Raw genomic sequence first — 13,488 nt, 5'->3', positions numbered from 1 at the left:
ATGGATACCTTCTCATGCCTTGACGGCGCTTATGTGCGGACCTAGCCCGCTTCCGTCCACTGGAACAGAGGCCCGATGCGGATTTTTCATGTCCTTCTGATGACGGTCCTTTCGCTGATGGCGGCGGGCGCGCAGGCGCAGGGCGCGTTCGGCGGAGGCGCGCCGCATATCGCGGCGGAACTGACGGCGGAAAGCGCCGCGCCGCAGCCGGGGAAGGACGCCGCCATCGCCTTTTCCATGACGCCGGAGCCGGGCTGGCACGGCTATTGGCAGAATCCGGGCGACGCGGGCCTGGGCATGACCGTCAAATGGACGCTGCCCAGGGGCGTCGCCATCGGCCCGCTGCGCTATCCGGTGCCGGAAACATTGCTGATCTCCGGCCTGATGAACCATGTCTATGAAGGCCCCTATGGCGTGCTGGCGAAGCTGACCGTCGCGCCGGACGTGCCCCTGGGCACGAAGCTGCCGATCCGGGTCCGCGCCGACTGGCTGGCCTGCACGGACAAGGTCTGCATGCCGGAGGGAGCCGATCTGGCGCTGGACCTGGTCGCGGGCGACGGCGCAATCCTGCCGGGCGGCAGGGCGCAGTTCGACGGCTGGCGCAGCCACCTGCCGCGTCCGCTGGGCAGCGAGGCGAGCTATGCCGTCGCTGACGGCCGCCTGCGCCTGTCCGTGCCCTTTCCGGCGGCGGCCAGCGCCCGCGACGTCCATCTCTTCGCGCTTGCCGACGGCTTCACGCGCTATGCCGCCCCGCAGAGCGTCACGCGGCAGGGCGACCGGCTGATCATCGAAACCGAAGCCGGGCAGGGCCTGAAATCCGGCCCGGTGCAGGCCGTGCTGCGCACCGGCGACCATGTCGGCTTCCTGCTGACGGCCCGGCTGGGCGCCGTCCCCGCCGCCCGCTCCGTCACGGCGCAGACCGTCCTGATCGCGCTAGGCGGCGCGCTGCTCGGCGGCCTGCTGCTCAACATCATGCCCTGCGTCTTCCCGATCCTCGGCCTCAAGGCAATGAAGCTCGCCCGCGCAGGCGGCGACGAGCGCACCGTCCGGCGGGAGGCATGGGCCTACAGCCTCGGCATCATCCTCACCTGCCTCGCTTTGGGCGGCCTGCTGCTTGGCCTGCGCGCCGCCGGTGCGGCGGTGGGCTGGGCCTTCCAGTTGCAGGATCCGCGCATCATCCTGCTGCTGCTGCTGCTGGTGACGGCCATCACGCTGAACCTTGCCGGGTTGTTCGAACTGAGCGCTTTCGGCGGCGGCGACCGTCTGGCGGGGAAGGGCGGCGCGACCGGCGCATTCTGGACCGGCGCGCTGGTCGCCTTCGTCGCGACGCCCTGCACCGGGCCGTTCATGGGCGCGGCCATGGGGGCCGCCCTTATCCTGCCGATCGGTGCGGCGCTGGCGATCTTCGCGGGGCTTGGCCTTGGCCTGGCGCTGCCCTTCCTGGCGCTGGCCCATATTCCCGCGCTCCGCACCCGCCTGCCCCGGCCGGGGCCGTGGATGGGGCGGCTCCAGAAGATATTGGCCATTCCCATGGCGCTGACCGCGCTCGGCCTGCTGTGGCTGCTCGGCCAGCAAAGGGGCGTTCCGGCGATCCTGCTGGGCCTCGGCGCGGCGGCGGCTCTTGCAATCGGCCTGTGGTGGCTGGGGCGGCGGCAGCTTCATGGCCGGCGCGGCGGGCTGGCGGTGGCCTGCGCGGCGCTGATCCTCTTCGCGGGAACCGCCATCCTGCTTCCCACCCATGCCCCTGCCGCTGCGGCTTCGGAAAAGGGCCTGCCCTTCGACGAAGCCCGCCTTGCCGGCCTGCGCGCCGCCGGAAAGCCGGTCTTCCTCTACTTCACCGCCGACTGGTGCCTGACCTGCAAGGCGAATGAAGCCGCCGCCATCGACCGCGACGAAACCCGCGCCGCCTTCGAAAAGGCGGGCGTCACGGTGATGGTGGGCGACTGGACCAATGCCGATCCCGCCATCACCCGCTTCCTGGAAGGGCAGGGGCGTTCCGGCGTCCCGCTCTACCTCTGGTATGCGCCGGGCAGGGAAGCGCGGACATTGCCCCAGCTCCTGACCCCCGCCACGCTGACCGCTCTGGTGTCGTGATGGCCAAGGTGCGCGCCGATCAGTTGCTCGTGGACAATGGCCTGGCGGAGAGCCGCGCCCGCGCCCAGGCGCTGATCCTCGCCGGTCTCGTCTTCCTGGGCGACCGGAAGATCGACAAGGCCGGGCAGCAGGTCGCCGCCGACGCCGAACTGGAGGTGAAGGGCCGGGACCATCCCTGGGTGTCGCGGGGCGGCATCAAGCTCGCCCATGCGCTGGAGCATTTCCAGATCGACGTGACCGGCGCGGTCGCCATCGACGTCGGCAGTTCGACCGGCGGCTTCACCGACGTGTTGCTCGCCCACGGCGCGGCGCGGGTCTATGCGGTGGACAGCGGCACCAACCAGCTTGCGTGGAAGCTGCGGTCCGACCCCCGCGTCATCGTGCATGAACAGACCAGCGCCCGCATCCTGACCGCCGACCATGTGCCGGAGCCGGTCGACATCATCGTCTGCGACGCCAGCTTCATCTCCCTCGCCAAGGTGCTGGACCGCCCCATGGGCTTCGCCCGCCCCGGCGCGCGCCTCGTCGCCCTCATCAAGCCGCAGTTCGAGGCGGGGCGGGAGGAAGTCGGCAAGGGCGGCGTCGTGCGCGATCCCGCCATCCATGAACGGGTGTGCGGCGAAGTGCGGGATTGGGCGCTTTCCAGGGGGTGGCAGGTCGAAGGCATCGTCGCTAGCCCGATCACCGGACCCCAGGGCAATGTCGAATTTCTCCTCTCCGCATATTTGGCGGATAATCCCCCCCTGTTCGTTTCGCCGCTATAGTAACCATCTGCGACAAACGTCCGTTTGAGTCGCTTGCAAAGGCCGATTAGCCCGATCCCATGCGCACCATCCTGCCTATCTTCCTGATTGCGCTCACCCTTTCCGCCTGCGGCGGTCAAAAGGAGAAGAAGGCGCGCCCCCCGGCATTGGTGGAGGCCGCGCCGATCGCGCCCGAAACCTTCACCGACAATCTGGACGCCGTCGGCACCGCCTTCGCCAATGAGCAGGTGGTGCTGTCCGCCCCGGTGACGGAGCGCATCACTTCCCTCAATTTCAGCGACGGCGGCTATGTCGGCAAGGGGCAGGTGATCGCGACCCTGGCGGCGGGACAGGAGCGGGCCGAACTCGCCGCCGCCCAGGCCCAGGCGCTGGCCGCCCAGCAGCAACTGGATCGCATCCAGGCGTTGAAGGCGCGGGGCTTCGCGACCGCGGCCAGCCTGGACAGCCAGGTCGCGCTGGCCAATGCCGCCCGCGCCAGCGCGCAGCAGGCCCGCGCCTCCATCGGCGACCGCGTGGTGCGCGCGCCCTTCTCCGGCTGGGTCAGCCTGCGCACCGTGTCGCCCGGCGCCATCGTCACCGCCGGGACGCCCATCGCCACGGTCAGCGACATTTCGCGGATCAAGCTGGACTTCACGATTCCCGAAACCCGCCTGTCGATGGTTCGGGAAGGGCAGGCGATCAAGGCGGTTTCCGCCGCCTGGCCCGACCGGCCCTTCACCGGCACCATCGCCACCATCGACCCGGTGATCGACCCCGCCACCCGCGCCGTCCGGATCAGGGCGATCCTGCCCAATCCCGACCGCGCCCTGAAGCCCGGCATGCTGCTGACCGTCAACGTCATCGCGAAGCAGCGCCAGTCGCTGTCCGTGCCCGAACTGGCGGTGGTGGGCGATGGCGAGGATCGCTTCGTCTTCGTGGTGGAGGACGGCAAGGCCAAGCGGACCAAGGTCGACACCGGCATCCGCCAGAACGGCCTGGTCGAGATATTGGGCGGCGTGAAGGCGGGCCAGACCGTCGTCACCGACGGCGTCGTCAAGCTGACCGACGGCGTGCCGGTGCGCCTGCCGGGCGACAAGCCGGAGGCGAAGAGCGCGAGCGCCGGCCGGGCGGCCGGTTAAGGGAGGCGGGCCATGCAGCTTTCGGACCTGTCCGTTCGCCGTCCGGTCTTCGCGGCGGTCGTCGCGGTGCTGCTCTGCATCGTCGGGGTGGTCGGCTATCTCAGCCTGTCCATCCGCGAATATCCCGACACCGACCCGCCCATCGTCTCGGTCGAGACCAGCTATACCGGCGCGGCGGCCTCGGTTGTCGAAACCCGCATCACCCAGATCATCGAGGATGGCGTCGCGGGCGTCCAGGGCATCCAGAACATCAATTCGACCTCGCGGGACGGCGTTTCCTCGGTCAATATCGAATTCGACCCGTCGCGGGACATCGATTCCGCCGCCAACGACGTGCGCGACCGCGTCAGCGGCATCGTGGAGGATTTGCCGGAGGACGCGCTGGCCCCCGAAATCCGGAAGGTCGATGCCGATGCGCGGGCGATCCTGTTCATCGTCTTCACCAGGGACGGCTGGACCCCCACCCAGATCGCCGATTATCTGGACCGCAACGTGCTGGACCGCTTTTCGGCCATTGACGGCGTCGCCCGCGTCACCGGCGGCGGCGACGAGCGGCCCTCCACCCGCATCTGGCTGAATGCGGAGAAGCTGACCGCCTTCGGCATCACGCCGGGCGACATCGAAAGCGCCCTGCGCGCCCAGAATGTGGAACTGCCTGCCGGCCGTTTCGAGTCGAAGGATCAGAATCAGACGCTGCGCGTCGAGCGCGCCTTCTCCACGCCCGAACAGTTCGCGCAGCTTGTCGTCGGGCGCGGCGCGGACGGTTATCAGGTGAAGCTGGGCGATGTGGCGCGGATCGAGCAGGGCGCGGAAAATCCCTACACCTCCTTCCGCTCCAACGCCGCGACCGGCGTTGGCGTCGGCATCATCCGCCAGTCGGGCGCCAACACTCTGGAAGTCGCGGAAAAGGCGAAGGCGCTGATCGCCGAACTGCGGACCACCCTGCCGCCGGGCATGAAGGTCACCATCGGATCGGACGAATCGCTGTTCATCAGCCGCGCCATCGACAATGTCTACGACACGCTGGGCGAAGCGGCCCTGCTGGTGGTGCTGGTCATCTTCCTCTTCCTGGGGTCGATGCGGGCGACGATCATCCCGTCGATCACCGTGCCGATCTGCCTGCTGGCGACCTGCGCCGTCATGTGGCTGCTGGGTCTGTCGATCAACCTGCTGACATTGCTCGCCTTCGTGCTGGCGATCGGGCTGGTGGTGGACGACGCCATCGTTGTGCTGGAAAATGTCTATCATCGCATCGAACAGGGGGAAGACCCGCTGGCCGCCGCCTATCTCGGCACGCGGCAGGTGGGCTTCGCGATCATCTCGACGACGCTGGTGGTCTGCGCGGTGTTCGTGCCGGTGATGTTCCTAGCCGGGCAGACCGGCCTGCTGTTCCGCGAACTCGCCATCGCGATGATCGCCGCCATCGCCTTTTCCGGCTTCATTTCGCTGAGCCTCGCGCCGATGCTCTGTTCGAAGCTGCTGCGCCATTCCGAACGGTCGCGCCTGTCGCGCTGGGTGGACGACCGGTTCCAGCGGCTGGAGGCGGCCTATGGACGCCTGCTCGACCGGGTGCTGAGGCGGCCTCTCATGGCCGTCGTCCCCGTGGCGCTGTTCCTGGCGGTCGCGGGCGCGCTGTTCACCATGCTGCCGACCGAACTCGCCCCGGCGGAGGATACCGGCGTGGTCGACGGCCAGGTGACGGCGCCCGAAGGCACCGGCTTCGACCGCATGAATATATATATGCAGAAGATCGAAACCGATCTTCAGCCGCTGCGGGACAAGGGCATTCTCCAGGTGCTGAACATGCGCGCGCCCGCCGGTTTCGGGGCGAGCGACGATTTCAACGGCGGCAACATCATCGCCTTCCTGCGGCCGTGGGAGGACCGGACCGTCACCACCGCGCAGGTGGCCGACACGATCAACAAGATCATCGCCAGCCAGCCCGGCGTGCGCGGCAATGTCGCGCCGCGTTCGGGGCTTGGCCGGGGACGCGGCCTGCCGGTCAATCTGGTGCTGGCCGGATCGACCTATGAGGGGCTGGTGGCCGCGCGCGACCGCATCATGGCCGCCGCCGCGACCAATCCGGGCTTCATCAACCTCGATTCCGATTATAAGGAAACCAAGCCGCAGATGCGGATCGAGGTGGACCAGCAGCGGGCGGGCGACCTGGGCGTATCGGCCAACGACATCAGCCAGGCCTTGCAGACGCTGCTCGGTTCCCGCCGCGTCACGACCTATGTCGACCGGGGCGAGGAATATCGCGTGCTGGTGCAGGCGGAGCGGGAGGGGCGGCAGACCCAGGCCGACCTGGAGCGCATCAACGTGCGCAGCCGCACCGGCATGCTGGTGCCCCTGTCCGCCGTCGTCACCCTTCGCGAAGTGGCGGGGCCGCGCCAGCTCAACCGTTTCAACAAGCTGCGCGCCATCACCCTGACCGCTGCCCTGGCGCCGGGCTATTCGCTGGGCGAGGCGCTGAATTTCCTAGAGGATCAGGCCCGCCAGTCGCCCGAAGTGCTGGCGCTGGGCTATCGGGGCGAGAGCCAGTCGCTGCGCGAGACCGGCGGGTCGATCTGGCTGGTCTTCGGCCTCACCATATTGATCGTCTACCTGCTGCTGGCCGCCCAGTTCGAAAGCTTCGTCCATCCCGGCGTCATCATCGCCACCGTCCCCCTGGCGGTCGCGGGCGGCGTGCTGGGCCTCTCGCTGACGGGCGGCTCGGTCAATCTCTACAGCCAGATCGGCATCGTCATGCTGGTGGGGCTGGCGGCGAAGAACGGCATCCTGATCGTCGAATTCGCCAACCAGTTGCGCGACGAGGGGCTGGAGATCGGCGCGGCCATCCGCCAAGCGGCGGCCCGCCGCCTGCGCCCGATCCTGATGACCTCCATCGCCACGGTCATCGGCGCAATGCCGCTGGTCATACGCGGCGGCGCGGGCGCGGCGGCGCGCCATTCCATCGGCGTGGTGGTGGTGTCCGGCGTCAGCCTGGCGACGCTGATCACGCTGTTCCTGATCCCGATCCTCTATTCGCGGGTTGCGGGACGAACCGTTTCACCGCAAACCGTCAGTCGGCGGCTGGACTCGGCCTTGAAGGATTCGCCCGAAGCCGCCGAGTAAAAGGTGGAGCTTCGTTGCCGATGAACGAGATTGCGTCTCCGGGTCAATTACGTCTTGCCTATGCGCGCTGGGCGTTGGTTACTGTGCCCGCGATTGTTTTCCTTGGCTTTCTTTCGGGCAAGCTCGCCAATAGTGGCTATGGCAATCGCTGGTTCGCCGCGCTCGCCAAGCCGGAACTGATCCCGCCCGGCTGGGTCTTCGGCGCCGCCTGGACCGTGCTTTATGTACTGATGGCGCTGGCCTTCGCCATCGTGCTCCACGCCCGCGGCGCCAGGGGCAGGGGCGCGGCGATCATCGCCTTCGTCGCGCAGCTCATCCTCAACCTCCTCTGGTCGCCGCTTTTCTTCCGGGCGCATCAGGTGGATCAGGCCCTGGCGCTGATCGTCGTCCTGTTCGTGCTGGTCGCCGTCACGACCGCGCTGTTCTGGCGCGTCCGCCGGGTCGCGGGACTTCTGCTGCTGCCCTATCTGTGCTGGCTGGCCTTCGCCTCCTACCTCAACTATGAGATCGGCCGCCTCAATCCGGACGCGGAAAGCCTTGGCAAACCCGCTCTCCAGACCCAGATATGATTTTTGGCGCCGCCCGTCGCGACGCCGCACGGAAGGACATAGCATCATGCAGAGCGAAAACCGCTTTTTCGACGACCTTGCCAAGCTGGTGAACGGCGCGGCCGGAACCGTCGCGGGCATGAGCCGCGAATTCGAAACCAACGCCCGCGAAAAGGCCAAGCAGTGGATCGGCGGCATGGATTTCGTCAGCCGCGACGAATTCGACGCGGTGAAGGCGCTGGCCGCCGCCGCCCGGGAGGAGGTGGAATTGCTGAAGGCCCGGCTCGACGCGCTGGAGGGCAAGGCGTCCGAACCGGTCAAGCAGACGGTCCGGGCCAAGCCCAGGGACGGCGAATAACCGGCTGATTTCCGGCGGAAGCGGAGTTGTCCACGCATTTTCCATGCCGCCCCGGTTTCCACCGGCGCACAAAAATGCTTTAAGGCGCGCAGATGATGGACAGCGACGAATATGAAAATGGCGGCCAAGAGGCCGCGCCGATCGACATGCTGGCCGCCTATTTCGAGGCGCATGGCTGGAGCTACGATCAGGTCGGTGAGGATGAGATCGTCGCCAGCACCCAGGGGTCCTGGGCGCAATATGAGCTGCGCGGCATCTGGCGCGACGAGGACCAGGTGCTGCAAATGCTCGCCTTGCCCGACATCAGGGTGAATGAGGACAAGCGCAGCGCCATCTACGAAACGCTGGGCCTGATCAACGAACAGCTCTGGCTCGGCCATTTCGAACTCTGGTCGTCCAGCGGCATCGTGCTGTTCCGCCACGGCACGCTGCTGGGGGCGGGCGGCACGCTGACGCTCGACCAGGCGCAGATATTGGTGGAAACCGCCATAGACGAATGCGAGCGCTTCTATCCGGTGTTCCAGTTCGTCCTCTGGGGCGGCAAGACCCCGACGGAGGCGATTTCCGCCAGCCTCATCGAAACGCGCGGCGAAGCCTGAGACCCTTTCCCATGACCGACATCTGGCCCGACCATCTTTTCCTTGTCGGCTGCGGCAATATGGCGGGGCAGATGCTGCGGCGCTGGCTCGCCTGCGGCCTCGATCCGGCGCGGGTGGTCGTGTTGCGTCCCAGCGGCAAGGCGGTGGCGGAAGGGGTGGCGGTCGTCACCGACTATCCCGCCTCCCTGCCCGCCGGCACCACCATCCTGCTGGGCATGAAGCCCTATCAGCTTGGCGATGTCGCGGGCCTGCTTGCGCCGCTTTGCAGCGCCGATATGCGGATCGTTTCGATCCTTGCGGGAACGCGGCTGGCCGATCTGCGCGCCGTCTTCCCCGCGGCGGCGGAAATCGTCCGCGCCATGCCCAACCTGCCGGTGGGCATAGGGGAGGGTGTCACCGCGCTCCATGCGGATGCCGCATTCCCGGCGGCGTCGCGCAAGGCGGTGGATGCGTTCATCGCCCCGCTAGGCCTTGCCGAATGGATTGCGGATGAAGGCCAGTTCAACGAAGTCACCGCGCTGTCCGGCTGCGGCCCCGCCTTTCTGTTCCGCTTCGTCGATGCCCTTGCGCGGGCGGGCGAAGCGATCGGCCTGCCCGCCGATCAGGCCGCGCGCATGGCGCTCGCCACCGTGCGCGGATCGGCCAGCATGGCCGCGCTGGCGAGCGAAAGCCCGGCCGCGCTGGCGGACCGCGTGGCCAGCCCCGGCGGCATGACGCGGCAGGGCCTGAACGTGCTCGACGCCGACGACCGGCTGCTGAAGCTGCTCACCGACACGCTGGTCGCCGCCCGCGACCGGGGCGAGGCCATGGCCAGGGGCGAATAGGGCCGGGCGGTTCACCTCTTCATGGAAATGCTTTACAGGGGGCAACAGTCCCCTTTGGAGTCCTGCGATGCCGTCCCCCGAAACGCCGATTCTTGTCCTCACCACCGGGGGGACCATCGACAAGATCTATTTCGATGCGCTGTCGGACTATCAGGTGGGCGAAACCGTGGTGGCGAAGCTGCTCGACATCGGCCGGGTCAAGCGGCCTTTCCGCATCGAGGAGGTGGTGCGCAAGGACAGCCTGGAACTGGACGATGCCGACCGCGCCCTGATCCGCGACCGGGTCGCCGCCGCGCCGGAAAGCCGCATCATCATCACCCATGGCACCGACACGATGACGGAGACGGCGAAGTCGCTCTCCGCCATTGCCGGCAAGACGGTGGTGCTGGTGGGCGCTCTCGCCCCGGCGCGTTTCGGGGAAAGCGACGCCAGCTTCAACCTGGGCATGGCCTTCGCGACGGCGCAGCTTGCCGCGCCGGGGGTTTACATCACGATGAGCGGGTCGGTCTTTCGGGCCGACAAGGTGATGAAGGACCGGGAAAAGGGCGCCTTCGTTCCGATCGACGAGTGAGTTCGCGCTGGGGGTGGTTTGTGGCCAGTTGCGGTCATCAGTTTCGTCACCCCGGACTTGATCCGGAGTCCCGCTTTCTTTCTGAGAGTGCGCCTGGAAAAGGTAGCGGGACCCCGGATCAAGTCCGGAGTGACGAATAGGGGAATGTCCGCTCCCCATCCATGATCACTTCATCACCGGCCGCCTCAACGCGTGCCGGCATTTCCCGCAGCCGCCGGAACGGCGGCGCCGTCGGGCGTCTGCGCCTTGGGCGCGAAGATGCGCAGGCTGTCGAGCGTCTTTTCCGCCATCGCCTGATATTGCTCGCTCAGCATTTCGGGATAGACGAAGCTGGCCGTGACGATGGCGCCGTCCGGCTGCTTCATAAGCCGCAGCGCGACGTTGTTCCCCTCGCCGTCATTGGCCGTGCCGCGATATTCATTGTCGCCGATATAATCGCCGCTTACCCCTTCGGAGCCTTCGCTCACCGTCTCGACGATCTGTTGCAGCGTCTGGTCGCCCTCCTTCTTCTGCCAGAAGATGCGGACGTCCGCGCCCGCGCCGGGGTCCTGATAGACCACGCCGTCGGCATTGCTGGACGCCGCGTCCTTCTGCCAGCCTTCGGGGAAGGTGATGGAAAAGCCGCGTTCCACATTCACATAGTTGCGCGATTCGGGGGTGTCGGCCTTCGCTTCGGCCATCGCCCTGGCCGCGGCGGCGTTGGCGGCGGCGGCGAGTTCGTCCTGGCTCGGGAGATCCTCTACAGGTTCCGCCCGCCCGCAGGCGACCAGCAGGAGGAGTGGCATGGCGGCGGCGAGGGTGGCGCTTTTCATCGCTCCCCCAAAGCATAGCCGCCGCGACATTTCAACGCCGCAACCGAACGCGGCGCGATGGAGCGACGATGGCGCGGGGCGTCCGGCCCGATCAGGCGGCCCAGAAAAGGCAGCCCGAAAAGATCAGGCGGCGCTGTCGATGCCCAGTTCAGCGAGCTTGCGGTAAAGGGTCGAGCGGCCGATGCCCAGCCGCCGGGCCACTTCGGTCATGCGCCCGCGATAATGGCCGATGGCCAGGCGAATGACGTCCGCCTCGATCTCCGCCAGTTGACGGACATGGCCGTCGCCTTCGAACAGGGTGATGCCGGCGGCTTCCCGATGCGGCTGCGGCACGGCATGGAGCCGGCCACGGGACTCGCCATGGCCGCGGCCGCGGATCTGCGCGGCGATCTGCGGGAAGTCCTGGGGGGTCAGCGCATCGCCCTCGCACAGCACCGCGGCGCGGAACAGGGCGTTCTGAAGCTGGCGCACATTGCCCGGCCAGTCATGCTGCATCAGCAGCGCCAGCGCGTCGTCGGTAAGGCCAAGGCCGCGCAATCCCGGCTGGGTCGCGATGCGGGCGAGCAGATGGCGGCACAGCGCCGGCACGTCGCCCAGACGTTCGCGCAGCGGCGGAATGGTGAGCTGCACGACGTTGAGGCGGTAATATAGGTCTTCGCGGAAGCGCCCCGCCTCGATCTCGTCATGCAGCCGCTTGTTGGTGGCGGCGATGACGCGGACATCGACATGGATCGGGCGGCGCGCGCCGATCGGCTGGACCTCGCCGTCCTGAAGCACGCGCAGCAGCTTCACCTGCGCGTCCAGCGGCATTTCGCTCACTTCGTCGAGGAAGATCGTGCCCATGTCGGCCGCGACGAACTTGCCGACCTGCCGGTCGAAGGCGCCGGTGAAGGCGCCGCGTTCATGGCCGAACAGGTCGGATTCCACCAGATTGGCAGGGATAGCGCCGCAATTCACGGTGATCATCGCCTGCTTGTGGCGGGGGGATGCGGCGTGGATCGCGCGGGCGATCACATCCTTGCCGACGCCGCTCTCGCCCTCGATCAGCACGGGGACGCGGGCGCGGGCGGCCTTGGCCGCGATGGCGAGCGCGGCGCGGAACTGCGGCGCGGCGCCCACCACATCCTCGAAGGACAGGGCGGCGGGAATCTTCTCGGTCAGCGGGCGCAACTCGCCCTTGCCATGTTCGCCGTTCAGCGTGGCGTTGAGCGCGGCGAGCAGCCGTTCGGGCGCGATCGGCTTGGCGAGATAGTCGGTGGCGCCGGCCCGCATCGCCTCCACCGCAACGGCGACATTGTTATGCGCCGTCAGGATCAATATGGGCAGGGCAGGGCGGCGGGCGCGCAGTTCGCGGACCAGGCCGGTCGGCTCGTAGCTGGGGCTCCATTGGTCGAGCAGCACGGCGTCCAGCCGCATGCCGTCCTGCGTGCCCAGCATCGCAATCGCGGTGTCGCCGTCATTGGCGAAGATGGTGCGCCATCCCGCGCGGGCGGCGAGAGCCGACACCAGCCTGCGCTGCGCCGGCTCGTCGTCGATCAACATCAGCATCGGAACGCCGTCGCGCGCCATCCTTACCCCTCTTATGCGAACTGGCACCGAAAGTAGGGAAGAGGGGTAAAGACCGGCTTAACCGGAAAAATTTTCTTGTTCGCTGACGGCTTGAGGGGGAGCGGCCTTGGCGATAAGAGGATGCCCGCGAAACGGACAGAGAGGGACGGTGCATGGCTTCGGACGGGAATATGAACAGCGCAACCCAGACCTATGAAGGGTTCGTGGCCCTCATCAAATGGGGAACCATCGCCAGCGTCGTCGTCGCCGCCCTGGTCGTGCTGCTGATCGCCAGCTAAGGCGCGCCTGGTCGCCGGGGTGGGCGAGACGGCCCGTCCCCGGAGAATGAAGGAGCGGTCGGTTTCCCGACGATCTCCTTCGGCCCGGCGGGGCTGGACGGTCGTCGACGTCCCGCAATGAGGGGGAACAGATGATGGCGTTCCTTCTCCCCTTCTTCCTGGCGGCCTGCATCGTCGGGGCGCTCGTCGCATGGCGGACGCGGCCGGATGAGGGCTGGGCGCTCGTTTCCGTCCTCCAGATGCTGTCATCCGCCATTCTGCTCGGCGCGCTGATCGTCTCGGCGGAAGCGGGCAGCAGCCTGGCTCGGATATTCGGCCTGCTGGCGATAGTGGCGGGCAGCGCCGGGCTTTGCGGCGGCTTCGTGGCGGCGCGGCGGATCGACATGCCGCCCCGGCCATGATGGAAGGCGTGAACGCGACGCTCCTGGCCGGCTGGTCGCTGGCCGCCTTGCTGTTCGCGGCGGCTTTGCTGGCCCCGCTTGGCGGCGGGTTGCGGCGGGGCGCGCATCTGGCGAGCGCCGCGATGACGGTCGCGGCGGCCGTGACCCTCTACAGCCATGATGTCATGGCGCTGCCGCAAATCTGCGCGGCGCTGATCGCCGGAAGCGCCGTCGGGCTGGCGCTGGGGCGCGGCGTTCCGCGATCCGCGCTGCCGTCGCTGCTGGGCGGGTTTGGCGGGCTGGCGGGGCTGGCGGCGGTCTTCCTGGCAGGAGCGGCCTGGCGCGATCCCCATGCCTTCGGCCTGCTGGACGAAATGACGGACCGGCTGCGCATGGAGGCCGCTGCCGCGATCGGCGCCGCGCTCGCGTGCGGGGCGATGGCCTGCGCGGGTGCGG

14 protein-coding genes are annotated in these 13,488 nt (G+C 67.9%); 12 read left to right on the top strand and 2 right to left on the bottom strand.

Annotated features, from left to right (window positions below):
• Nucleotides 1-75 precede the first annotated feature (75 nt).
• The 9 genes from L286_RS30705 (at nucleotide 76) to L286_RS30665 (ending at nucleotide 9,993) form a co-directional block, all read left to right on the top strand.
• On the top strand, nucleotides 76-2,094 hold the full coding sequence (locus L286_RS30705) for a protein-disulfide reductase DsbD family protein (protein WP_020818255.1): 2,019 nt from the start codon (nucleotides 76-78) through the stop codon (nucleotides 2,092-2,094).
• On the top strand, nucleotides 2,094-2,858 hold the full coding sequence (locus tag L286_RS30700; RefSeq protein WP_020818256.1) for a TlyA family RNA methyltransferase: 765 nt from the start codon (nucleotides 2,094-2,096) through the stop codon (nucleotides 2,856-2,858). The genes L286_RS30705 and L286_RS30700 overlap by 1 nt, the downstream gene beginning before the upstream one ends.
• 59 nt (nucleotides 2,859-2,917) lie before the next feature.
• Entirely contained in the window at nucleotides 2,918-3,976 is a 1,059-nt protein-coding gene (locus L286_RS30695; RefSeq protein WP_020818257.1) for an efflux RND transporter periplasmic adaptor subunit, read from the top strand.
• A gap of 12 nt (nucleotides 3,977-3,988) precedes the next feature.
• Nucleotides 3,989-7,093, top strand: a complete 3,105-nt coding sequence (locus tag L286_RS30690) for an efflux RND transporter permease subunit (protein ID WP_020818258.1) — start codon at nucleotides 3,989-3,991, stop codon at nucleotides 7,091-7,093.
• A 20-nt stretch (nucleotides 7,094-7,113) separates the two neighbouring features.
• Entirely contained in the window at nucleotides 7,114-7,662 is a 549-nt protein-coding gene (locus L286_RS30685) for a TspO/MBR family protein (RefSeq protein ID WP_007683946.1), read from the top strand.
• 46 nt (nucleotides 7,663-7,708) lie between these two features.
• Nucleotides 7,709-7,999 (top strand): accessory factor UbiK family protein, encoded by a 291-nt coding sequence (locus tag L286_RS30680; RefSeq protein ID WP_007683948.1) that lies wholly within the window; start codon nucleotides 7,709-7,711, stop codon nucleotides 7,997-7,999.
• Between the two features lie 92 nt (nucleotides 8,000-8,091).
• Nucleotides 8,092-8,598, top strand: coding sequence for a YbjN domain-containing protein (locus L286_RS30675; RefSeq protein ID WP_020818259.1), 507 nt, complete (start codon nucleotides 8,092-8,094; stop codon nucleotides 8,596-8,598).
• Nucleotides 8,599-8,609: 11 nt separating this feature from the next.
• Nucleotides 8,610-9,422 (top strand): pyrroline-5-carboxylate reductase family protein, encoded by an 813-nt coding sequence (locus L286_RS30670; RefSeq protein WP_020818260.1) that lies wholly within the window; start codon nucleotides 8,610-8,612, stop codon nucleotides 9,420-9,422.
• A gap of 67 nt (nucleotides 9,423-9,489) precedes the next feature.
• Nucleotides 9,490-9,993 (top strand): asparaginase domain-containing protein, encoded by a 504-nt coding sequence (locus L286_RS30665; protein WP_020818261.1) that lies wholly within the window; start codon nucleotides 9,490-9,492, stop codon nucleotides 9,991-9,993.
• A 185-nt stretch (nucleotides 9,994-10,178) separates the two neighbouring features.
• Here L286_RS30665 and L286_RS30660 read toward each other — a convergent pair whose 3' ends face one another.
• Together L286_RS30660 and L286_RS30655 are read right to left on the bottom strand one after the other, a co-directional pair.
• A complete protein-coding gene (locus L286_RS30660; protein ID WP_013040758.1) occupies nucleotides 10,179-10,805 on the bottom strand; it encodes a hypothetical protein in 627 nt (208 codons plus the stop codon).
• A 123-nt stretch (nucleotides 10,806-10,928) separates the two neighbouring features.
• A complete protein-coding gene (locus L286_RS30655) occupies nucleotides 10,929-12,374 on the bottom strand; it encodes a sigma-54-dependent transcriptional regulator (protein ID WP_020818262.1) in 1,446 nt (481 codons plus the stop codon).
• Between the two features lie 170 nt (nucleotides 12,375-12,544).
• Here L286_RS30655 and L286_RS30650 point away from each other — a divergent pair, with 170 nt between their 5' ends.
• The 3 genes from L286_RS30650 to L286_RS30640 all read left to right on the top strand — a co-directional run.
• Complete coding sequence (locus L286_RS30650) at nucleotides 12,545-12,652, top strand: aa3-type cytochrome c oxidase subunit IV (RefSeq protein WP_021223190.1); 108 nt, start codon at nucleotides 12,545-12,547, stop codon at nucleotides 12,650-12,652.
• A 131-nt stretch (nucleotides 12,653-12,783) separates the two neighbouring features.
• A complete protein-coding gene (locus L286_RS30645; protein WP_007683957.1) occupies nucleotides 12,784-13,053 on the top strand; it encodes a proton-translocating transhydrogenase family protein in 270 nt (89 codons plus the stop codon).
• On the top strand, nucleotides 13,053-13,488 hold a 436-nt coding region (locus L286_RS30640; RefSeq protein WP_021223189.1), incomplete at its 3' end, for an NAD(P)(+) transhydrogenase (Re/Si-specific) subunit beta. The genes L286_RS30645 and L286_RS30640, both read left to right, overlap by 1 nt.

It is taken from the genome of Sphingobium sp. HDIP04, assembly GCF_000445085.1.
GTDB lineage: Bacteria > Pseudomonadota > Alphaproteobacteria > Sphingomonadales > Sphingomonadaceae > Sphingobium > Sphingobium indicum.
This window is presented reverse-complemented; position numbering and strand designations above follow the sequence as displayed.